Origin of the sequence: Shewanella khirikhana, assembly GCF_003957745.1 — a bacterium.
In the GTDB taxonomy this organism is placed as follows: domain Bacteria; phylum Pseudomonadota; class Gammaproteobacteria; order Enterobacterales; family Shewanellaceae; genus Shewanella; species Shewanella khirikhana.
In genome coordinates this window covers 3,412,860-3,435,221 of the sequence record NZ_CP020373.1, presented here as the reverse complement: position 1 = coordinate 3,435,221, position 22,362 = coordinate 3,412,860, and the positions used below count along the sequence as shown (strand labels likewise).

Genomic DNA, 22,362 nt, shown 5'->3' with positions numbered 1-22,362 from the left:
TTTTCACTTCCAAACTGGATGACAAATTCAGGCACACAACCAACAAACCCCGCACTTGGCGGGGTTTGTTGGTTGTGTGCCTGCTTAATTAAGCCGTGGCGGCTTTGTCGGTTTTGGCTGGCGGGGCGTCGGCTTCAATTCCCAGCGAACCGGCCAGGCTTGAGAGGGCATCTACCCGGCTGTGGAAGGTGGGCAGGTCGCTGTGGCGCTCAACGAAGTTGGCTTCCCACTTGTATCGTTGCGGCACCACCAGATAGACGTTACAGCCGCAGTCTTTGGCATCCAGCAACACGTTTTCGATGGCGAGGCCGGTGGTGGAGTCCATAAAGGGCACCCGGCACAGATCCAGCACCAGAGTATCGGCATTTTTCACTGCAATGGATTCCCGCTGCAGTGTTTTGGCAACCCCGAAAATCATCGGGCCACTGAGGCTCAGCAGCAGGGTGTTGGACTTCTCGTTGATGGCGTCCAGTAGGCGCTTTTCATTGGGGCGCATATCGGAGGCATCACCTGAGTCGTTGATGGCGTTGATATTGTGCTCTTGCAGCCTGGACAGGCGGTCGATGGTGATAAGGTTGGCGATAAACATACCCACGCCCACGGCCACAATCAGATCCACAAATACTGTCAGCACCAGCACTGTGTACATGGTGAAGGCGGCAGAGCGCGACAACTGGTGGGCACGTTTTACGAACGCCCAGTCAAGAATGTTCAACCCCACCTTAAAGGCAATTGCAGCCAGCACCGCCATGGGGATGTATTCAACGATGTCGGCGGCGGCAAAGAAGGCAACCAAGAGGGCGAGCACCCGCACCACGCCCGAGAGCGCGCTGGTGGCGCCTGACTGGATATTCACCACTGTGCCCATGGTGGAGCCTGCGCCCGGCAGGCCGCCGCAAAGGCCCGAGGCGATATTGCCAATACCCTGACCTATGAGTTCCTTGTCTGAGTCGTGCTCTTCACGGGTCAGGCGGTCGGTGATCACCGCGGTGATAAGCGAATCGATACAGCCCAGAGCCCCCAGCATCACGCCGCTGATCAGCATGTGAGTCAGCTCGCCGTAGGTGAAGGTTGGCATGACCAGCGATGGCAGGCCAATGCTGAGTTCGCCGATGCGGCGGATAGCATCGATATCGAAAAACAGTACCGAGGCCAAAGTACAGAACACCAGTGCCAGCAGTTGTGGCGGCAGGCGCATGGGCAGCAACTTGGGCACAAAGTGCATCAATGCCAGCGCGCTGAGGGCCAGAGTCAGCTCGGGCCATTTTATGTTGGCGCTGATTTCGGGCAGGGATTCAATTACCCCCACGGCGCCGCCAGTAATACCGGAAACACCTACCAGATTAGGCAGTTGCAGAATAATCAGCAGTACACCAATGCCCGACATAAAGCCGGAAATGACGCTGTAGGGCATCAGGGTGATGTAGCGGCCAAACTTAAGTGCCCCCAGCAAAATCTGCATCAAGCCGGCAATCATCACTACGGTGAAGGCCATGGCGAGGCCTTTGTCCGGGTGCGCGGCGGTGAAACTGGCAATAACGGCGGTCATCACCACAGTCATGGGGCCTGTGGGTTCGGAAATCAGGGTGCGGGTGCCACCAAAGATGGCAGCAAACAGGCCGACCAACAGGGCGCCGTAGATGCCCGCCTGGGCGCCGGCGCCTGAGGCTACGCCGAAGGCCAGCGCCAGTGGCAGAGACACAATTGCAGCGGTTACACCACCCATCACGTCGTTGGCTCGGGACTTGGAGTCAAAGGCATTGAAAATCGGCACGGCGTAAATTCCTGTGGTTGGCAGTCGTGTGATGTTGGTCACGGAGTTTATAGAGATACGCCGTCCGAGCCAACCTGCAATCTTGCTGGTCGTACAAGGTAGCTAGAACATTGATATCGCTGGGGCGAACGTATGGCGGCCTGCAATAAAAAACTGCCCCGCAAGCGGGGCAGTTGATGGTTAGCGGGCGCCCGGCTCGGCGAAGCGGGTCATCCAATCCTTAACCTGGTTATACCAATAGATGGAATTGTTGGGTTTGAGGATCCAATGGTTCTCGTCGGGGAAGTAAATCATCCGCGATTCCACCCCACGGGTTTGCAGGGTGCGGAACAGCTCGAAGCCCTGGCCCACGGGTACCCGGTAGTCCAGCTGACCGTGGATCACCAGGGTCGGAGTGTTGAACTTGTCGGCGTGGTAATGGGGCGAGATGCTCTTGTAGATCTCGGGGTTATCCCAGTAGCCGCCAAAACGGGTGCCATGCACGGCAAAGTCGGCCGACATTTGCGAGTACATGTTGTACACGGCAGCATGGATCAGCAGCGCCTTGAACGGGTGCTCAGTGCCCAGCAGCACTGAGGTCAGGTAGCCGCCGTAACTGGCGCCACCGGCCACCATGCGCTCGGTGTCAATCCAGGGCTGCGACTCAAAGTACCTGGTTGCTGCCTGAATATCGGCCAGTGGCTTGGTGCGCCAATCGGGGTTGATGGCATCGGCAAAGTCCTGACCAAAACCGCTGGATCCGTGGAAGTTCGGCCAGGCGGTGACATAGCCCCAGGAGGCGAAGGTCTGGGCGTTCCAGCGGAAGCTGAAAGAATCGCCAATGGCATTGTGGGGGCCGCCATGGATAAGCAGGAACAGTGGGTACTTCTTGCTCTTGTCGAATCCGGCTGGGTAGTGCACCCACATCTGGATGTCGTTGCCGTCGGCGCCCTTGTAGGTTACTGACTCGTAGCTGCCCAGATCGGTACTCGCCAGCAGCTGGTCGTTAAAACTGTCCAGACGGGTGGTATCGCCACTCTTGGTGTCGATGGCAACCAGACGGGTTGGGAACATAAAGCTGTCGTTACCGGCTATCAGGGTGTGCTTACCGGCCAAGGCGGGCTTGCCGAAGCTGGTGGCCTTGGTGATGGCCCTGTGCTTACCGCTTTTGGCGTCGATATGGTAGATGCGGCGGGTTGCGGCATCATCCACGCTGGCATAAAAGCCCTTGCCATCGGCAGCCCATACAAAGCTGTTGATAGAGCGATCCCAGTTGCCGGTCAGATCGCGGGTGCGTTTACTGCCAAGGTCATAGACCATCAGCCGGGCGGTGTCGGCATAAAAACCGGCTATTTTCTGGCGGCTGAACGCCAGGGATTTACCATCGGGGCTGAAGCTTGGGCTGCTGTCCGGTGCGTTATTGTCCGGGGTCAGGTTATCGGCGTTGTTACCACCGATGCGGCCAAGAAAGATATCGATTTTGGGGTCGACCTGATTATCCCAACCGTTTGAATTGAAAGCGATGTATTGACCCTTAGAGTCGATATCGTAGCTGGATGCGCTTTGGCTGGAGCGAGGCAGCTCGCGGCCCAGTGGCTGGGTGATGGCCTCAATCTCGCCGCCCTTGGCGGGAATACGAAACACATGGGCCTGACGGTGTTCTTCAATCCAGTGATCGAACTGTGAATAGGGCAGGGCGTTCCACTGACGGGCTGACAGCTTCTTGTCTTTATCGGCCTTAAGTTGGGCGGCCATTTCTTCCCAGTTCTTTTGCGGCCACACACGGCTGATAAAATACAGGTGCTCGCCATGCCACTTGATGCCATACACACCGGTGGGTACCTTGGTCAGGCGGCTGGCCTCACCCGGGCCTGTCATTGGCAGCAGGTAGATTTGACCGGCATCGTCTTTGTCGCGCTTGCTGACAAAGGCCAGTTGCTTGCTGTCCGGGGAGAATACCGGCTCGCTGGCGCCCAGGCCTTCGGCGGTAATAGGGGTTTGACGCTCGCCGCTTGCGTCGAATAGCCACAGGCGGGTGTAACCCTTGTCTTCTTTAACATCAAAGCGGGTAACAGGGGCAACAATCAGTTTGCCGTCGGGCGAGACCACGGGCGAACCGATTCGCTCCATTTGCCACAGACGTTCGACACTGAGGCTGTTGTCTTCGCTTGCCATGGCAAACAAAGGCAGCAGACAGAGTGCCACCAATAAAGTGAATTTTTTCATGCAATAGGCTCCGGAATGCGGTGTCCAAAGGAAACAAAAGTCCCACGGGCAAACGGGATGGCCAATCAAAACGCAGGCCATCCGGCAGCCGGGAAAATCTGCTTTGGCATGGTCGACTTCCCCCGTCGCCGTCCGCGCCCTGACCTTGCCGAATTTTCGCTTCGGCAAAGAAAGCGCCGTTACCTTACGATAACTGCCGTGACCTGTCATCTACAGGATTGACTGCCGCACTGGCCGGGGTTGTGGCGTAAAGGGCAAAAAAAAGAGCTCGCCGGGAGCTCTTGTTGCTGTTAGGCAGGTTGCAGTGTGCACATCAGCGGTGGCGTTTTTACCCGTTTCACCAGCCAATAGGCGCAAAGCAGGGTGATAAGGCCACCCAAAATCACTACACCGGTAGGGCCCAAAAACTCCATTACCCACACAAAGGCGGCCTTGAGGCCCTGGCGGCGGCCGCTGAGCTCAACATCGGGATTGGCAGCAACCGCCTGGGCGGCGCCAAACAGTATGTAGGTGATAAAAGCGCTGATGGCCACGAAAATCGAAGGCTTGATTGCGGCGCGGGTGGGGCCATATTGCACCCTTTTCTCATTGAAGCTGAGTTTTTCTTTCAGTGCCGACAGTAACTGCTCTGTGGTTTTTTGATCCTGACAGCTGATTGACTGCTCGCGGGTTTCTTTGGGGGTTTTATGTTTTACATACACCAGCTCTGAGTGAATATTGCAGGAGACCTTTTTAATGTCCTCCAGAGCGATGGCTTTGCCATCAACCAGAGCCTCAATATCGTTATCGCTGCTGGCTGATTGTAAACCTTCGAGCGCCTTATCAAGCTTTTCATCGGTTTTAGTGCCAACAAATAAGTAATTGTCGGTGAGAACAATCAGCGTATCGAATACGGATTCACGATTATCGATTATCAGCATGTCATATCCTTATTGAATTAATCACACATATCCATGTTTACTTCTGAGCCAGTAATACAAACAATTTTTAGCTCAGCCAATATATTTGCCCTCATTTGAGGATTTGTCCAGTTTAGGGTGCCACTCAATAAAATAATGTGTCTTGGGTCAAAGTTATATTTCGAGGCCAGATGGCCTGTAATACCGTTTAATAACCCGATATAGCCGCATATGGGCAGTGTCTTGTTTATCAATAAATAGTCATTGCGGGCGTAGTGAGGGTTGATAGCAGGCTGCGCTATCGATTCCGGTAAACTAACCGCCAGTATTTGCTTCTGCGAGTATGGGTAAGGTTTTTACGAGCAAGGTCAGGGTTTGCTAAATGATACTTGAAGACAATAAACAGAACGTCATTATGTATTATTTGGTTGAGTGTGGTTAACCAAACCTATTGTATTTCATTGATTTTTAATTATTTAAGACTGTGTTTCTCGCCTTAAATTGTATTCGCTTATCCATGCCTGTGGTTGGCATGGGTTATCTATGCCAGGGTATTTTTTCTGTGGTGACTGCTCGTTGGTTTTTGGCTAAGATGGCGGCGATTTTAACTGTCTTACACTGATTTGGCATTGAGGTCATAACGCAGTGTTGCCACAAATATAGCTCCAAGGAATGTAAAGCGTGAAGGAAATAACTGGCTGGTCCTTTTAAAGGGATGTCTTGCGCAATTAGTGGTAGCGGAAATTGTTATCGCCAGTTTTGCTATATCGCGCCACTTTGAAGTAATCTCGCTGTAAAACCTACCAAAGAGTTTCCTGCTATGAATCACGCTGTCGTTAAGTCGCTCATCTTGTTGCTCTGCTTATTACCTTCAGTGGTGTTTGCGGCCGATATCTGGTTGTTTCGCCATGGAGAGAAGACACAGGGCAGCGATCCTGAGCTGACCCAGGCGGGGCATGAGAGGGCGCAGCGAATCGCGGCAATCATACAGGCCGCCAGCGCTGCAGATGCTCCGCTTTGGCTGTATTCCACAGATTTTAAGCGCACCAGGCAAACCATTGCGCCCTTGGCTGAAGCGAGCGGCATGGAGGTGAAGCTGTACAACCCGCGGCAATTGGCACAGTTTGCCAATGAAATCGGGCAATTGCAGGGCACTGTGGTGGTGGCCGGACACAGCAATACCACCCCTGCGCTGCTGAAACTGTTAAGCGGCATTGAGCGGCAGATTTCGGAAGACAAGTTTGATGCCCTCTACCACCTGCAAACCGGTGCTGACGGGGTGAAATTTGAGGAGCTGTCCTCCAACCTTCGCTGAGGCTTATTTGGCGAGTTGATCTTCCAACTGTTTGCGGCGCCTGGCGAGCTTGATGATCTTGACGCTCTCCCACAGGGCGATGAGTCCGCCCACAGTCAACAGGCCGTAGCAGTTTATCGGGTCAGCCAAAAAGCTGTGTAATTCGCGGCCATTTCCCCAGAGGCCGTAAATACCAAAGCCTATCATCACAGTGCCCGGCAGACCGGCAACCTGTGTCATCACCATACTCCGTTTTACGGCGGCAAGTTCCGCCTGCTCATGCGCGCTCATGGGCTTGCTCCAAAGCAATATTTTTTACCAAGCTAACAGCAGGATTGGGGCCTGTCATCCCTGGGCTGCCTGTCGATTGATTTGCGTTGGTTATACATGGTCAACGAAGGTATGCCATAAGCCAATAACAAATGCGACCCAGGTTGGATTTTAGCCATTGTAAGTCAATAGTTTACAAGGAAGGTAATCCAGAATTTGCGATTGCTTTGCTAGGATTTGATGGATAATTCAACGGCCATATTCGCCGGACCAACGCCATCCAAGGAGGAAGGGCAATGATCAAATCGTCACTGAGCCTGTCGCTGTCTGCGGCACTGCTTTCACTGGGCTTTGCCGCCAACGCAGAAACCAATTCCATGCAGGACTTGTCCAAACTGGTTCTGGCCGAATCACCGGTGGTTGTTTATACCGCCAAAGAATTTATCACCATGAACCCCAAGGCGCCCCGCGCCGAGGCCATTGCCGTACAGGACGGCCGTATTCTGGCCATTGGCAGCAAGGCCGATGTGGGCAAGGTGGCTGGCAGCAATGCAAGGCTTGATAAGTCCTTCAACGGCATGGTGGTGATGCCGGGCTTTGTAGAAGAGCACGTGCATCCTGTGCTGGCGGCGCTGACCATGAACAGTAAGGTTATATCCATTGAAGACTGGGATGCCATTGACGGCTTTTCACCCGCGGTGCGTGAACCCAAGGAATATGCCAAGCGCCTGAGCCAGGCGATTGAAGAATATCGCCAGACCAATAACGGCAAGCGCAAGGCATTTGTAACCTGGGGCTACCACCATTACATGCATGGAAAGGATCTGTCGCGCAGCTATCTTGACAAGCTGGCGCCCGACTTCCCGGTGGTGGTCTGGCACCGTTCCTGCCATGAGGTATTCCTGAACTCTGCCGCCCTGAAACTGGCAGGTATCGACGCCGCCTTCGTGGATAGCCAAAGCGCCGGTGCCAAGAAGGCCATCGATCTTGACCGTGGGCACATGTATGAGCAGGGCTTTTTCAGTGCGCTTGATAAGTTAGCGCCGCTGATGGCCACCCCGGAGATCTTCAAAGAAGGGCTGGAGTTCAGCGTTAACTACTACCACCAAAACGGCATTACCACCGCCTCCGAGCCAGGGGGCGTGGTCAGCAAACCATTGCAACAGTTGGTGAATTCGGTTTACAGCGGCGAGTCAACGCCTTTTAACCATTACTTTGTAGTTGATGGTAAAGCCATGGCCAACAGCTTTGGCGATGACCCAGCCAAAATGCTGGCCGAAACTGAACGTGTGATGTCCTGGGGCGAAGGCCGTACCCGCTACCTGCCCAAGCAGGTCAAACTGTTCAGCGATGGCGCCATTTTCAGCCAGCTGATGCAGATGAAAGACGGTTACTCCGATGGCCATCATGGCGAGTGGATCATGGATCCCGCCCGCTTTGCCAAGGCATTCGATGCCTATTGGGACGCAGGTTATCAGCTTACCATTCACAATAACGGCGATGCCGGATTTGATATGGTGCTGGCGTCGCTGGAACAGGCAATGAAGCGCAATCCACGCAAAGATCACCGCGCCATGTTGTCGCACTTCGGCTTTGCCCGCCCCGAGCAGGTAAAACGCTGGATTGAGCTTGGCGGCATAGTGTCGTCCAACCCTTACTATGTTACTGCGCTGGCTGGCCGCTACGGCACCATGGGCATGCGTGAGTCTGAAATGCCCAACATGGTTCCCCATGGCGATGTACTTAAATGGGGCGGCTCGCTGTCGTTCCACTCAGATATGCCAATGGCACCGGCCAAGCCAATGCAGCTGGTGTGGGCGGCGGTTAACCGTGTGACCTACGAGGGCGATGTTGTTGGGCCAGAGCACAAGGTGCCACTGGAGACAGCCCTGAAGGCCATCACCCTGGATGCGGCCTATGCCATTCAGCAGGAGCACAGAGTCGGTTCGCTGGAAGTGGGTAAAGATGCCAACCTGACGATTATGGAAAAGAGCCCGTTCGACGTGGCGCCCGCCGAGCTGAAAGATATCCGTATCTGGGGCACCATGCTGGAAGGGCGGTTGCAGCCCGTAGGTAAGCAGCCAAAGGCAGCCAAAGCAGATGCAGGCGCAGGCACTGGCACTGGCACTGCGGGCGAAAAGCTGGCGCTGCAGGAAGATATCAGCGACAAACTGGTGAGCGTGCTCAACCACGTGCATTAATGTCGGCTACAGTGGCTGGCGCAGTCTGATCAGTGCCAGTCACAGGCTGAATCTGTTTTTACAGTTCACAGACACACCTTAAAAAAGGGGCATTCGCCCCTTTTTTTATTGGCGCGCTTCTGCGTGTACACAATTCATAATCAAATCTAATAATCCCTATAAGCTTAGCCTTATCGTTCATCGCCGCAGCCTTGCCTACAATGGCCTCACTTTCGAAAACAAAGTATTTCAACACCAAGGAGTGAACGATGAAAAAGTCAATGATTGCACTGGCCCTGATTGCTGCTACCTCTTATGCCAACGCCGCAGCACCTGAGAGCGGTTTCTACTTCGGCGCCGGCGCCGGCCAGACTGACTTCAACAATGTCAGCACCGACAGCCACCTGAAAGACGGTGACGACACCGCCTGGAATGCTGTTGCAGGTTATCAACTGAACAAATATTTTGCCGTCGAAGCTGGCTGGCAAGACCTGGGCACCCTGGATGCCACCGATATGCGCGGTGCAGCAGCTCAGGGGCAGAACATCGACGTGAGCGGTGCCACCCTCGGCATTGTGGGTACCCTGCCACTGTCTGAAAAATGGTTTTTGACCGGTGAGGCGGGTGCCTATCAGTACCACCTCGAGCACCAGATGGGCGTGGGCAAGTACGTGAGTGCCACTGACACCTCTCCCTATGTGGGCGCCGGTATCGGCTATCGCATCACCGACAATATGGACGTGACTGCCAAGTACCGCCGTTTCACCGACATCGATGAAACCGCATGGGAAACCGCCCATATGGACGCCGAAACCGTTGGCGTGCAGCTGACCTACCGCTTTGGCGCCAAGCCAACCCCGGTTGCCGTGGTGGCTCCTGTGGTGGAACCAGCGCCTCAGCCAGAGCCGGTTGAACCCAAGTACGAAACCAAAGTTGAAAGCGCCAGTGTGGCGGTACTGTTTGGCTTCGATTCAGCCGCCCTGACCGGTGAAGGTCAGGCCAAGCTGGACCAAATCGTGGACCTGTCGAAGCAAAACGACAAAGACGCCATTGTGCTTATCGGTCAGGCCGACAACCAGGGCGATGCCAGCTACAACCAGATGCTGTCTGAGAAGCGTGTTGCCACAGTGACCGATTATCTGGCCAGCCACGGTGTTGACGTGCAGTCCATGGATCAGCGCGCCGAAGGTGAAACTCAGGCCCATGGCGACAGCATCAATGAACGTCAGCTGGAGCGCCGTGTGATTGTGACCCTGACTGCCGAAAAGCAAATCCAGGTAGCGCCTTAATCACCTCAGTTTAGGGTGAGCTGACAAGTCACCGGATGCAGTGCCAGGCCCTTCGGGGCCAATTGACCGGCGTGGGAAGGCGTCCAGTTCATAGCGACTCAACAACTATGTTCACTCCCCCGGTCGCCTTTCTCCGACAGAACGTCGATCAAGGCTTGCCTCTGGCGATTGTCAGTCAAACCCGGGGCCCGCAAGGGCTCTTTTTATTCCAGGGGGAAACCCAAAGAAAAGCCCGCTCAGTGAGCGGGCTTTTTTGTATTTGAACTCAGATTCAGTCGGCAAGTTTCAGTATCACAGGCTCGCCGAGCTCGGGATACTTGTACATACAAGCGGTAAACGCGCTATGCGTCAGCCAGTTATCGAGCCAGTGTCTCAGCGCCGCATAGGGAGCACTGGCAAACCAGGCCGGATCCACAGCCGCAAACTGGCGGACAAACGGAAAGATGGCAATGTCTGCCAGACTGGGGTTATCGCCAAGCAGCCAGGGCGTTTGAGCAAGGCGCTGCTCCAGCAGAGCCAAAAATTCGCAGCCTCTGTCACGGTAGTCCTGCTGAGTAGCGTCGGGATAACGGTCGAAATACTTGTACTTATCCAGCCAGGGCTTGAAGTCGATATCGTTGGCTGTGATAAGCGTAAGTGCTTGTTCCTGCTGATAGGTGAGCTGTGCTCTTATTGCACTATTCTGGCTCATCTCAATGGCCCATAGCATGATGTCCAGACTTTCGCTTATCACCTCGCCATCAGGCTTCACCAGCACAGGTACAGTGCCTTTGGGATTGGCCGCAAGCAATCCATCGGGTTTGGCCTTGAGGCTGATTTCCTGCACTCGCACCTGGATTTGGCACAAAATCAGCGCCATACGGGCACGCATGGCATAGGGGCAGCGACGAAAACTGTACAGCAGTGGCAGCTTGTGGTGCATCTGAGGCGCCTGTTATTTGGAATGAGGGGCACTTTAACATATGTACGCCGGTGGCCGTACTTTAGTGGCTGTACTTAAGTGGCTGTACCTAAGTGGCTGTAGCTTGGACGCTGTAGCTTGGAGGCTTGGCTTGGATAATACCTTTGTTTAAGCAGAAGGGTTGTTTGAGCAGACTGGCTAATTGGGAAGACTGGTTGTTTGGAAAGAACCTTGGTTCAGGTAACGCGATGATTTGGGTACAATAGCCGCGAGTCAGCAATGAACAAGGACGGCCATGGCCTGCGATAACTGCGCATCATCCATTTTCCGGCAAAAAATCGGCCGCTGCCGCCGTTGCATGCTGATGCTCGCAGCCTTGTGTCTGCTTGGCTGGCCCGCGTGGTATTGGCTGTTTAGTGATACTCCAGCCTGTGTCGGTTCTATTGCGCTGCTGTTTTTCTGTCTGGCCTGGAGTTTGTTGCTGGCGCTGCATCTGTTGGTGTGGGGCTGGCGGCATGCCCTGGGGCGGCAATAAAGCCATACCCAAAGCCGTTGCCGGGTGATATAACTTTCTGTTGAATTAAGATGCTGTTGAACATCACAAGAGTTGCGAAAAGGAGTTCAGGGTGCGTGTGCCGATAATGGGCATTTTGCTGCTGTTGCTGGGGGGAAGCCTTGGGCCGTCACAGGCCATGGCGCAGGTATATCGCTGTGTTGGCACTGATGGCAAAATCCGTTTTCAGGATGATATTTGTCAGCCGGGGGAAGCCGAGCAGAAACTGGAACCGGGCAACAGACGTAAGTCACTGAAAATGAAACAAGCGCTTGCCAGTCAGTCGTTGCCGCCGGGGGCCGCGGGGCGAGTGAGCCGTGATGGTCTTCTGGGTGTTTGGTGTGCCTATGGCCTCAGTAACGATGGTGAGCATATCTATCATGATGAAGACCCCGGTGTCTGGAACTTTCGTGATTACAAGCAGATGTCCTACACCGTGAGTTCAGCGTTCCGCCAGGGACAGGAAATGTTCAGTGAATATCATCTCGACGGAGTGAGTATTCAGTCGAAAAATAAGCTGGTGGGTGACTGGGAAGTAGTGTCGTTCAACGGCAGCACCATGACATTGGCTAATGGTGTGGGCTATCAGTATCTTCGAAAAGGTATGTGTTTCTAGTCAGCATGACAGCAACGAAAAAGGCGCTCATCGGAGGCGCCTTTTTTGTTGTTAGGATTTAAAGCAGCTTGGGTTCCGTTTTAGAAGCGACCACACCACTGACTCTCGCAGGGGATGCCATCTCTGTCGCCGTCCATCTTGGTGTTCGGGCAGTTGTTGATATAGAAAGTGGCTTCCTCACAGGAGCGCATTTCACTGCAATAGGTTTTGCCTTCACAGCGAAAACTCGGGGCCTCGGCTACCGGCCGCAGCGGCGCCAAATCTGTGTCCGGCAGCGCATACTGGCTGTCTGGTTGCAGCTTGTTTGTTGGCGCCATCAGCGCATGGACCATAGGGGCAATCTTGGGAATGGCAAAGGCAATCAGCCCCAGCAACACAGCCCCTTTAAGCAGCTTGCCAACCGACAGGCCTGAGGTCGATGAAGGGTTTTGCTTGGTGGAGGGCGCTTTGATGGGAACGCCTTCGATGCGGGCGATACCGGCCCGGGGTTTGCCATCTGCTGGAATTTCTATTTGAAACAGAATGATATCGCCAACCTGTGGCGTCCGTATCATATGTTTCAAAGAGGAGATATGAATAAAAATGTCGTCAGCATCGGCTCGTTCCGGTTTGATAAAACCAAAACCCCGATCGGCGTTCCATCTGATCAGTGTGCCGCGTTGCATCCTGTATTCCCTGTAATGTGCCCCGAGGGGCAGGGATGAGCCAGATTACTGGTTGGCGCTTCATCCCTGAATTGCGTATGGCCGATGCCTTATAGTTATTATTCGATGCCAATGGCTCCGAATATTTGCGTGCTACTTTAACGGCTTAGGTCTTAGGAAACAAGTTTTGTATACAATTTGGTGACATTCTCCGCTACAAGTGCAACTTTTGTTTGCAAAGTAAGGATCTGCGATTGTCTCACGGTTATTTATTGCACATGAGCTGGTATCTTCGGATTTATCTGCGGGAGGGATTCCCGGGCAATCCAAGGAGCCACAATGAAACACTCACTTATTGCACTCAGCATGGCCGCTGCGGCCTTTGGGGCACAGGCCACCAGTCCGACCAAGCCCATGGCGGACTTGATTTATTTCGGTGGTGACATAGTTACCGTGAATGATGCCCTGCCGGAAGTTGAAGCCCTGGCGGTGAAAAACGGCAAAATCCTCGCCCTCGGCAGCAAAGCGGACGTGATGCGGCTGCAATCTCCCGATACTGAAGTGGTCGACCTTGGCGGCAAAACCCTGATCCCGGGCTTTATGGATGGCCACGGCCATGTATTCAATACCGGCATTCAGGCGCTGGCGGCTAACCTGCTGGCGCCACCGGATGGCGAAGTGACCGACATCGCCTCGCTGCAACAAACCCTCAAAGATTGGTACGCCAAAGCAGAAAACCAGCAGCATGGTGTGGTGCTCGGTTTTGGTTATGATGACTCGCAACTGAAGGAAAAGCGTCACCCAACCCGTCAGGAGCTGGATGCGGTGGCTAAAGATATGCCTGTGCTCATCATCCACCAGTCGGGACACCTGGCCACATTCAACACCAAGGCGCTGGAGTTGGCGGGTTTCTCCCCCGACAGCAAAGATCCCGAGGGCGGTAAAATTCGCCGCGAAGCCGATGGCAAGACCCCCAACGGCGTGCTGGAAGAGATTGCCTTCTTCGGCGCCCTGATGCCGATGTTTGCCAAGCTCAAGCCCGAAGAAAACGAAGTGATTTTCAAGGCGGGTATGGATTTGTACGCCAGCTACGGTTACACCACGGCTCAGGAAGGCCGCGCATCGACCTCCGCGGTTGAAACCATGTACAAGGTGGCCAAAGACGGCAAGCTCAAACTGGATGTGGCCGTGTACCCGGACATTCAGGTGGCGCAAAGCGTGATTAAGCCGCCGTATCTTTCTGATGTGTATATGAATGGTTTCCGTGTGGCGGGTGCCAAGCTGAATCTGGACGGCTCGCCCCAGGGTAAAACCGCCTGGTTGACCGAGCCCTATCTGGTACCACCCGAGGGCCAGCAGCCCGGCTACAAGGGCTATGCCAGCATGAGTGATGATGATGCTGCCAAATATGTGGAGCTGGCCCAGGCCAACGGCTGGCAGCTGCTGACCCACGTGAATGGGGATGCGGCCATCGATCAGCTGATTAAGGCGGTGGCTGCCAGTGAGAAAAAGCACGGTAAAGCAGACCGGGGCTTTGTGGCTATCCACGCCCAAACCGCCCGTAAGGATCAGGTCGAGTCCTTCAATCGCCTCGGTATTTTCCCATCGTTTTTCCCCATGCATACCTTCTACTGGGGGGACTGGCACAGTGACTCAGTGCTGGGGAAAGAGCGAGCCTCGCACATCTCGCCCACCGGCTGGGCGCGTCAGTTGGGGATGATCTTTACCTCGCACCACGATGCTCCGGTAGCCCTGCCTGACTCCATGCGGGTGTACTACGCCACCGTTAACCGCATCAGCCGCACTGGCCGTGAAATCGGGCCGGATCAGCGGGTTACACCGCTTGAAGGTCTGAAGGCGCAAACCCTGTGGGCGGCTACCCAGTACCGGGAAGAGAAGTCCAAAGGCTCTCTGGAAGTAGGCAAAAATGCCGACATGGTGGTGCTGTCAGCCAATCCGCTGAAAGTGAAGCCTGAAACCATTGCCGACATCAAGGTGGAACAAACCATCAAAGACGGCGTGACTGTCTACAGCCGTGCGACTGCCACCCACACTGCCGCAAGCGGCTGTGCAGGTTCTGATAAATGCGCCAAGGTGGCCGCGGTTGCCATGGCAGGTGCCGGCATGCTGCATCATATGCACTGATAATCGCTGAACCTGTTCAGTCTCCCGAAAGCCCCGCCCGGCGGGGCTTTTTAATTGTGTGGTTCTGCCAACTGCTGCTTATCAGAGGGCGATAAGGGCTTCGACTAAAGAGGCAATCAGAGAACTTGAGTGGTCAGATGAGTTTGGCCATAATCAGAACACCATGCTTCAGGGAACGATTATGTACCGCCTTCACCGCTTACAGGGCCATATCCAAACTATTTATCTTGCCGAGCATCCCCAGGGACTGGTGCTGCTGGATGGCTGTTGCCGCGCCGATGTGGCCGAAGTCTGCCGCTTTATCCGCGAAGAACTCAAGCGGGCACTGACCGATCTTAAGCTGGTGGTAGTAACCCATATGCACCCCGATCATGCCGGTGGTGCCGCGCGGCTCAAGGGTAAAACCGGCGCCCGAATAGTGGCTGCCGATGTGCCCGGACACTGGTATCGCGGTCTCGATGGTATCGCCATGCACCTGACCGATATGGCGCTGGCCGCCTGGGTCGCCAAACGCATGGGGCGGCCGCTCAAGTGGTTTTGGTATAGCCACAAGCTGAGGGCAGATGTGCTGCTTGGCGACGATAGCCGATTGCCCGGGTTCCCCGAATGGCGGGTGTTTCATTGTCCCGGGCATACCGACCGGGATCTGGCGCTGCTGCACGAAGATGAGGGCTGCATTTACGTGGCCGATCTGCTGGTGAAGGTGAAGGGCCGCTACATTCCGCCGTTTCCACTGTTTTATCCCAACCGTTACAAAAGCTCGTTGATGAAGCTCAAGTGTCTGGCGCCCGCCCGGGTGTTACTGGCCCACGGCGGCGAAGCAAGCCTGGAAGAGATTGACCTTGATCGGGTATTGGAACAGGCGCCCAGCGTGCCTATGACCCACTGGCGCTCGGTGAAAGCCAAGTTAAAGCAGATCCTGGGGCGCAGCTGACACTTGTGTGAGGGCCTGTCGCCCGGCATCATGGTTTTTTGCATTTGTTGCAGGAACAACAGTGACCCAGTCTTCCAACGCAGCGCAGCCTTTGGCCCGGCGGCAGGCAGCGACCAAACCGGCTGCTGGGCCAGCCGCATCTCCCTTTTCCCAGCAAGAATGGCGAGCCATTAATATTGCCGCCCAGGGATTGCTGTCGCCGCCTGCGGATGTGACCGCCTGTGTCAGCCAACTTGGTTATGTGCAGATTGACTCGATACAGGTGGCGGCCCGCGCCCATCAACATGTACTGCACAGTCGCATGCCCCATTTTGCGCCGGATGCTCTGGAGCAGGCGCTGGCAGACAAACAGATTTTTGAATATTGGTCCCACGCTGCGGCGTTTTTGCCGATGGCTGACTATCGCTTCAGCCTGCCGAGGAAGCTGGCACTGAAAAATGGTGGCCGCCACTGGTTCGATAAAGACAGTGATGAGATGCGTATGGTGCGCGAGCGTATCGGCGCAGAAGGGCCATTAAAAGCCTCTGATTTTGAACATAAAGGCCATACATCCGGCCCCTGGTGGGACTGGAAGCCCGCCAAAAAGGCGCTGGAGCAGCTCTTTATGGAAGGCGAGCTTATGGTGGTGCGCCGCGATGGTTTTCAAAAGGTGTATGACCTCAGTGAGCGGGTGCTGCCTGCCGGTGTCGATCAACGGCCGCCAACCGAGGATGAATATGCCCGTTACCTGATTGGCCGCTACCTTGATGCCCAGGGTCATGGCAGCCTGAAGGAGATGACCTACCTCAGAAGCGGCCTTAAGGCGAGCGTGACCACGGCGCTGGATGCCATGGTGGAGGCTAGAGAGCTGTCGTGCTTCAAACAGGGGGCCGAGCGCAGGTATTTTCGGCCCAATCTGCAACTGCCTGAATTGCCGGACAAAGTGTGGCTGCTCAATCCGTTCGATAATCTGCTGATCCAGCGGGCGCGGCTGAAGCAATGGTTCGATTTTGATTACCAGATTGAAGTGTATCTGCCCGAGCCCAAACGCCGCTTTGGTTACTATTGTCTGGGCATTTTGTGGCAGGACACCTTTATCGGCCGGGTGGATGTGAAAGCAGACCGTGAAAAGGGACTGCTGCGGCTTAAATACCTGACTCTGGAACCGGCGGCTGTTGGTGTTGATGGCAACTTCAAGGCATTTTTAGAGCCACTGGCCGAGGCCTTCGGCGAGTTTTGCCGCTTCAATGGTCTGAAACGCTGGAAGCTTGAGGGCGCAAGTGATGCAAGACTCAAGCGCCATTTCTCACGCCAGGTGTGGATTTAGCCCCTTCAAAACACAGGGCTTTGCAGGTCGGGGCAAGCGCTGGCATCATGTAGGCCGATTTGGTTTTTCCTCTGCACGGAGCACCCCTTGAACTGGATGCAATTTACCCTGTCACTGCTGGATATTCTGATTTGGCCCGCCGTCATCGTTGGCCTGAGTCTGCTGCTTCGGCGCCCCCTGGCACAGCTGCTGCCGCAGGCCAAAAAACTCAAATACAAAGACTTTGAGATGGAGTTTGGCGAAGAGCTGAAAGCCGCCAGCCGTGAGGCGCGTCAGGCGTTCCCTGAACTGGTGTCTGATAAAAAAGCCCAGCTGATTGCCTCGGTTGAGAATCTGCCCAATTCTGCCATTTTGGGTGCCTGGGGCGAGGTGGAGGATGAAGCCGAGGCGCTGCTTCGCAAGCAAAATCCTACCCTTGAGCTTAACAGTGAGACGCCCTACAAACACATGGGGGAGCTGCTGGTGATGGGCGGTCATCTGGATACCGCCAAAGGCAAGCTGTTTACTGAGCTGCGTCGGTTACGCAATAAGGTCGCCCATGCCAAAGATTTTCAGGTTGGCCGCGCCGAAGCCATTCAATATGTTGAGCTGTGTTTCCAGTTGAAGGGACATTTGGGACAGGGCAGGTCTGTGGCGTAAAATGCCCGGCGTTTTACGTCCGAAGCAGTTCAGGAAAGACAGATGAGCGTTCAGATAGAATTTACCGCCGATGGCTCCCACACCCTGGTCAACAGCGAGCTGGATGAGAGTTACCATGTGTTCAAAGGGGCGCTGACGGAATCTGTCTATGTGTACATTGATGCCGGTTTGCTGTCGCTTCATTCAAGACTGCCCGAGAGCAGCCAAATCCGGATCCTCGAAGTGGGCTTTGGCACAGGTCTGAATGTGCTGCTCACCGCGCAAAAGGCCAAAGCCGCCGGGCTTAACGTCAGCCTCACTACCCTGGAGCCTTTTCCCATTGGCAGCGAGATTGTGGCGCAGCTGAATTACGCCGAGTGCCTGGCAAAGCGTGGTGATTATGGCAGTCGTGATGAACTGACGGCTTGTTTGGCGGCGCTGCACCAGGCACCCTGGGATGCCACCACAGAGGTGGCCGGGCTGGAGCTCACCAAAATCCGTGGCAAGCTTGAGCAGCAAAGCTTTGCCGAGGGCAGTTTCAATCTGGTGTACTTCGATGCCTTCGCCCCCAGGAAACAACCTGAGCTGTGGGCGGGAGAGCATTTCCAGCGCCTGTATCGCTATCTGGCTGAGCAGGGATTACTGGTGTCTTACTGCTCTAACGGTCAGTTCAAGCGCGATTTGAAAGCCGCCGGTTTCGGGGTAGAAGCCTACCCTGGCCCCATGGGGCGTCGCCATATGACCCGCGCCTGGAAAGGCTTTAACTTTAAGTAACGGCTTGAAGTTAAAAGCGGGTTTGCGTGAGCATAAATGCCCGGAGCACTAATTCCAGGCGCTTTAACTGCCAATATCACGGTCGTTTTGTGTCAGCAGCATGGCTTCAAAATGCTCGCTGGCCACCGCCTTGCCGTACAGAAACCCCTGAGCATAATCACAGCCTTCGTCGCGAATAAAGGCTTCCTGAAAGGCGTTTTCCACCCCTTCTGCTATCACCGCCAAATTCAGTTTGTGCGCCATGGCGATAATGGCGCGGGTCAGTTCGCGGTTTTGCTCGTTGAACTCCAGATGGCTGACAAAGCTGCGATCGATTTTCAGGGTATCGAAGGCGTATTTCTGCAGATAACTGAGGGAGGAGTAGCCGGTGCCAAAGTCATCCAGCGAGATGCTGACCCCAAGCTGGCGCAGTCTGGCGAGGCTGGTTTTGGCGTGATGTTCATCCTGCAGCAGTATGCCTTCGGTAATTTCCAGCTCCAGGCTCTGGGGCGGCAGTTGATACAGCTTGAGCAGGTCGTCGATGTGCTCCACAAAATGGCGCTCGCGAAACTGCAATGGTGAAATGTTTATCGCGACCTTGAATGGCTGCTCGGTCAGCAGATGCCAGCGTGCCGCCTGCTTAAGCGCCTGATGCAGCACATAATTGCCAATCTCAATGATCTGGCCGTTGCTTTCGGCCAGTGGAATAAAGCGGTCAGGTCCGACATTGCCAAGCTCGGGGCTGTGCCAGCGAAGCAGGGCCTCGGCGCCGATGATTTTGCCGCCCTGACGCAGGCACATCAGCGGCTGAAAATAGACGTGCAGCTCATCAAGGCGCAGCGCATCGAGCAGGTGGGACTCCAGCAGCAGCCGCTCATTGGCGGCCTTTTGGGTCTCTTTACCAAAGTAAGAGACCCCGGCGCCTTCCTTTTTGCTGATACTCATGGCGGCGCTGGCCCGTTGCAGCAAACTCACCGAATCCGTGGCATCCATCGGCGCCAGTGCTACACCAAGGTTGGTTTTCACTGTGATGCTGTTGTCGTTGACGCTGAACGGGATTGAACAGTCGTGCAGAATGCGTTCAATCACCTGCTCGGCAAGGTCCGGGTTTCTGTCGTGCCTGGCCGCCAGCACAAATTCGGCGCCGGCAATGCGCGATAAAATCCAGTCATCGGGTAACTTCATACTCAGCCGCTGGGCGAGGCTGACCAGAATTTGATCCCCCGCCAGATAGCCGTAGCTGTCGTTCACCGATTTGAAGTTTTTCAGGCCGAAATAAATCAGGGTGAGCTGTTCGTCGTCCTTAATCACCGGCAGCATTTCCTGCAGCCGCTGGGTTAAGGTGGCACGGTTAGGCAGGTGCGTCAGTGCATCGTAGCTGCGGTGAAACTCCAGATGACCTTCGGCGGCGGTGCGCTGTTCAATTTCTTTTAGCAGCCGGGCACTGAGTTCGGCCAGGCTTTGGGTGCGCTCCCGCACCTTGGCTTCCAGTTCCTGATTCAGCGCCTGTACTTCGGCCTTGTGATACAGCACCTGCAAGTGACCTTCGATGGCCGATTGAAAGCGCCCGAGCAGCGAGTATGTGCGGTCGCTGAAGTGGCGCTCTTTGCTGTCGAGAATACAGATGGTGCCGAAGGGGGTGTCGTCCGGCCAAAAGATGGGCAGACCGCAATAGCAAATCATCCCCAGCTTGATATCGGGGTTGTGGTCCCATTCGGGATCGTTAAGAGCATTGGGGACCACCAGTGGTCGCCGCTCTTTGATCACAGTCTCACAATAGAGGCCGTGCCCCAGATCATCACGGGCATGGGGTGCATAGGGATTGCCGCTGCTGCGACTGGTTGAAAAGACTTCCATTTCTTTCGCGTGGATACGCATGATGAGTGCGGCCGGACACTCGGTGATGTCGGCCACCAGATCCACGATTTCCTGCCAGCCTTCCAGCATGCTGGCGGGTACTGAAATTGTTCGGGTGTCTATTTGAGCCATGTCCCTTATTCCGCAGGTTGCGGCCTCTTGGGGCCGCTTCCGAAAACTATGGACCATTGAACCAACATCACAACCACAGGACTTTGTGCGAGGACAAGGTTTCCTTTTTAGTCTAGTTCATCGTGGGGAAACACTGATTGCTTATTAAAACAATAAGCCAATCAATTGGCTAGCAGAAGAAATCCACCAATGGCGGTAAACATGGCGAGCAGGGTCGCCAGTGCGTACTGACGTTCGGCCCTGAGGGTGACATATTGGATAAAGCCAAGCTGCAGGCAAAACAGTCCCAATTGCAGCCAGCAGTGTTCGCCATGATATTGCCAGAACTGGAACATCAATAGCCCCAGAGCCAGTGGCTGTCCGAGCAGTAACATCTTGGTTTGAAACTGTTTTGGCAGCGATGCCAAGAATACGGCTTTGTCACTTAAAAAGCGATTCAACGGAAACTGCCAGGAGGCTGCGATAGCTCCGAGCAAAGAGACAGTCACGGTTTGCACCGCCCCGGCAAACTCCGCCACCTGGGATTGCACCAAATGCCCGGCGGCAATGGTCAGCAGCGCCAGAGTAAGCCTCAGCACCAAGCCGTGCAGCGCCTCGGTGATCATCGCCTGAGCCAGATAGGCAAAGACAGGCACAGGCAGGCGGGTAAACAGGCGCCGCAGCGCCAGCGTCAGCGAGCGGGTTGGCAAGCGCTGACACACCCGCAACAACAGCAACAGGCTGACCATCCCGGGTAACGACAGCAGCCAATCGGCCTGCTGTGGCGTAAGATCCAGCAGGCTCAGGCCGAAAATCAATTGCAGATACAGCAGGGCGCCGGCAGGTGCAAACAGGCAGCACCATTGCAGCGCGAGCAATAGCAGCGGCAGCAACCACTGGGGGGCCAGTGCAGGCCAGGCGCTGGGGGCGCTGCCAAGCAAAATGACCAGCGGCGGCCACAGCAAGGGGTTCACCATGGAGGCCAGCAACATGCTGACCCGCTGGTGGGCGTGATGTCCGGGCACTGAGCGCAGCAGCAACTTGGCCTTCATCCCCAAAATGGCGTCCCGCATCAGCCCCATCCACAGAATTTGCAGCAGAATAAGGTGCAGTAATATTGGCAGGCGTTCGCTGGCATCTACATTGTGGTCAAGCAAGATACCGAAATTCAGCAGGATAAGAAAAAACACCGCCGGCAGGGCCGTGCCCATGATGGTCAGCACGAACAGGCCACTTTGATTCAGTGCCGCCAACGCGGCGGAGATGGGATGGCGCAGCAGCGCCATGCGCAGTTGCCAGTAGGTCATTGGCCAGCCTTGACCTTATCCAGTGCCAGCGGCTCGTAGCCCCGCGCGACAAAGCCGTCCCCTTCGTGGCTGGTGGCGATAATCAGGCCTGAATAGCTATCCGCCAGACGCCAGAAGGCGTCGCGGGCGCGGCTGTCCATGGCGGAGTGGGCTTCATCGAGCAGTAAGATGTCGCTCGGCCGTGACAGTGCCATGATGAGTTTGAGTTTTTGCAGGTTGCCGCTGGAGAGGTGGCCTACCCGGCAACCCAGTTGCGGCAGGAAGTCCAGCATCAGGGTCAGTTCGCGGATCCGCTGGGCCATGTCGGCTTGCTGCGGCTGCCATTGCTGTTCCCAGAATTTAAGCAGTTTACCGGCGCTGATAAAGTCGGGCAGCACCATGAGCGCGCTGCACAAAGACACCCGGCGGGTAGGGTCGGTCATGGGGGTGTTGTGCCACAAAATCTGGCCGCTGAGAGGCCGGTACAAACCGGCAATGATAGCCATCAGGCTGGTTTTACCGCTGCCGTTGGGACCAAGCAGCAGGTGGCGCGAACCGGGAAAGGCAATGGAGAGGTCCCGAAAAAGCAAAGAGGCGCCGAAATCAAAATTTACCCGTTCCAGGGTCAACATGGGAGAGGCCAAGGCTGTTTTATGTGTATTTATAGAGCCATGTTAATGAAAAATAGTTCGCCCGAGTAGGGCTTTGCCGACGCTTGCTGCTTTTT

General features: G+C 55.2%; 19 protein-coding genes. 10 read left to right on the top strand and 9 right to left on the bottom strand.

Annotated elements, in window-relative coordinates:
- Positions 1 to 88: 88 nt before the first annotated feature.
- The 3 genes from STH12_RS15090 to STH12_RS15080 all read right to left on the bottom strand — a co-directional run bounded on the left by STH12_RS15090 (position 89) and on the right by STH12_RS15080 (position 4,899).
- Positions 89 to 1,774, bottom strand: coding sequence for a SulP family inorganic anion transporter (locus STH12_RS15090; RefSeq protein ID WP_218567754.1), 1,686 nt, complete (start codon positions 1,772 to 1,774; stop codon positions 89 to 91).
- 180 nt (positions 1,775 to 1,954) lie between these two features.
- Complete coding sequence (locus STH12_RS15085; RefSeq protein WP_126168300.1) at positions 1,955 to 3,979, bottom strand: S9 family peptidase; 2,025 nt, start codon at positions 3,977 to 3,979, stop codon at positions 1,955 to 1,957.
- A gap of 290 nt (positions 3,980 to 4,269) precedes the next feature.
- Positions 4,270 to 4,899 (bottom strand): hypothetical protein, encoded by a 630-nt coding sequence (locus tag STH12_RS15080; protein ID WP_126168299.1) that lies wholly within the window; start codon positions 4,897 to 4,899, stop codon positions 4,270 to 4,272.
- A gap of 799 nt (positions 4,900 to 5,698) precedes the next feature.
- Between STH12_RS15080 and STH12_RS15075 the strand changes: the two genes are divergently transcribed.
- Positions 5,699 to 6,193 (top strand): histidine phosphatase family protein, encoded by a 495-nt coding sequence (locus STH12_RS15075; RefSeq protein WP_126168298.1) that lies wholly within the window; start codon positions 5,699 to 5,701, stop codon positions 6,191 to 6,193.
- Positions 6,194 to 6,196: 3 nt separating this feature from the next.
- Here STH12_RS15075 and STH12_RS15070 read toward each other — a convergent pair whose 3' ends face one another.
- Positions 6,197 to 6,463 (bottom strand): hypothetical protein, encoded by a 267-nt coding sequence (locus STH12_RS15070; protein WP_126168297.1) that lies wholly within the window; start codon positions 6,461 to 6,463, stop codon positions 6,197 to 6,199.
- A gap of 275 nt (positions 6,464 to 6,738) precedes the next feature.
- On the opposite strand from STH12_RS15070, the gene STH12_RS15065 reads away from it, so the two are divergent.
- Positions 6,739 to 8,643, top strand: a complete 1,905-nt coding sequence (locus STH12_RS15065; protein ID WP_126168296.1) for an amidohydrolase — start codon at positions 6,739 to 6,741, stop codon at positions 8,641 to 8,643.
- Positions 8,644 to 8,891: 248 nt separating this feature from the next.
- A complete protein-coding gene (locus tag STH12_RS15060; RefSeq protein WP_126168295.1) occupies positions 8,892 to 9,911 on the top strand; it encodes an OmpA family protein in 1,020 nt (339 codons plus the stop codon).
- A 271-nt stretch (positions 9,912 to 10,182) separates the two neighbouring features.
- On the opposite strand, the gene STH12_RS15055 is transcribed toward STH12_RS15060, so the two are convergent.
- Complete coding sequence (locus tag STH12_RS15055) at positions 10,183 to 10,833, bottom strand: glutathione S-transferase (RefSeq protein ID WP_126168294.1); 651 nt, start codon at positions 10,831 to 10,833, stop codon at positions 10,183 to 10,185.
- A 274-nt stretch (positions 10,834 to 11,107) separates the two neighbouring features.
- Between STH12_RS15055 and STH12_RS15050 the strand changes: the two genes are divergently transcribed.
- Positions 11,108 to 11,347, top strand: a complete 240-nt coding sequence (locus tag STH12_RS15050; protein ID WP_126168293.1) for a DUF3624 domain-containing protein — start codon at positions 11,108 to 11,110, stop codon at positions 11,345 to 11,347.
- Between the two features lie 91 nt (positions 11,348 to 11,438).
- Positions 11,439 to 11,981, top strand: coding sequence for a DUF4124 domain-containing protein (locus STH12_RS15045; protein ID WP_126168292.1), 543 nt, complete (start codon positions 11,439 to 11,441; stop codon positions 11,979 to 11,981).
- A gap of 80 nt (positions 11,982 to 12,061) precedes the next feature.
- On the opposite strand, the gene STH12_RS15040 is transcribed toward STH12_RS15045, so the two are convergent.
- Positions 12,062 to 12,646, bottom strand: a complete 585-nt coding sequence (locus STH12_RS15040) for an excalibur calcium-binding domain-containing protein (RefSeq protein ID WP_126168291.1) — start codon at positions 12,644 to 12,646, stop codon at positions 12,062 to 12,064.
- 318 nt (positions 12,647 to 12,964) lie between these two features.
- On the opposite strand from STH12_RS15040, the gene STH12_RS15035 reads away from it, so the two are divergent.
- From STH12_RS15035 to mnmC2, 5 genes are all read left to right on the top strand, one after another.
- Positions 12,965 to 14,770 (top strand): amidohydrolase, encoded by a 1,806-nt coding sequence (locus STH12_RS15035; RefSeq protein ID WP_126168290.1) that lies wholly within the window; start codon positions 12,965 to 12,967, stop codon positions 14,768 to 14,770.
- Positions 14,771 to 14,951: 181 nt separating this feature from the next.
- Positions 14,952 to 15,704, top strand: coding sequence for an MBL fold metallo-hydrolase (locus tag STH12_RS15030; RefSeq protein ID WP_126168289.1), 753 nt, complete (start codon positions 14,952 to 14,954; stop codon positions 15,702 to 15,704).
- A gap of 91 nt (positions 15,705 to 15,795) precedes the next feature.
- On the top strand, positions 15,796 to 17,010 hold the full coding sequence (locus STH12_RS15025) for a winged helix-turn-helix domain-containing protein (RefSeq protein WP_126169548.1): 1,215 nt from the start codon (positions 15,796 to 15,798) through the stop codon (positions 17,008 to 17,010).
- Positions 17,011 to 17,106: 96 nt separating this feature from the next.
- On the top strand, positions 17,107 to 17,649 hold the full coding sequence (locus STH12_RS15020; RefSeq protein WP_237158877.1) for a hypothetical protein: 543 nt from the start codon (positions 17,107 to 17,109) through the stop codon (positions 17,647 to 17,649).
- 42 nt (positions 17,650 to 17,691) lie between these two features.
- Positions 17,692 to 18,402, top strand: coding sequence for a tRNA (5-methylaminomethyl-2-thiouridine)(34)-methyltransferase MnmC2 (gene mnmC2, locus STH12_RS15015; protein WP_126168287.1), 711 nt, complete (start codon positions 17,692 to 17,694; stop codon positions 18,400 to 18,402).
- Positions 18,403 to 18,465: 63 nt separating this feature from the next.
- Here mnmC2 and STH12_RS15010 read toward each other — a convergent pair whose 3' ends face one another.
- From STH12_RS15010 to STH12_RS15000, 3 genes are all read right to left on the bottom strand, one after another.
- A complete protein-coding gene (locus tag STH12_RS15010) occupies positions 18,466 to 20,370 on the bottom strand; it encodes a sensor domain-containing phosphodiesterase (protein WP_126168286.1) in 1,905 nt (634 codons plus the stop codon).
- A 161-nt stretch (positions 20,371 to 20,531) separates the two neighbouring features.
- On the bottom strand, positions 20,532 to 21,656 hold the full coding sequence (locus STH12_RS15005; protein ID WP_126168285.1) for a DUF6136 family protein: 1,125 nt from the start codon (positions 21,654 to 21,656) through the stop codon (positions 20,532 to 20,534).
- A complete protein-coding gene (locus STH12_RS15000) occupies positions 21,653 to 22,267 on the bottom strand; it encodes an ABC transporter ATP-binding protein (RefSeq protein WP_126168284.1) in 615 nt (204 codons plus the stop codon). The genes STH12_RS15005 and STH12_RS15000 overlap by 4 nt, the downstream gene beginning before the upstream one ends.
- Positions 22,268 to 22,362 lie beyond the last annotated feature (95 nt).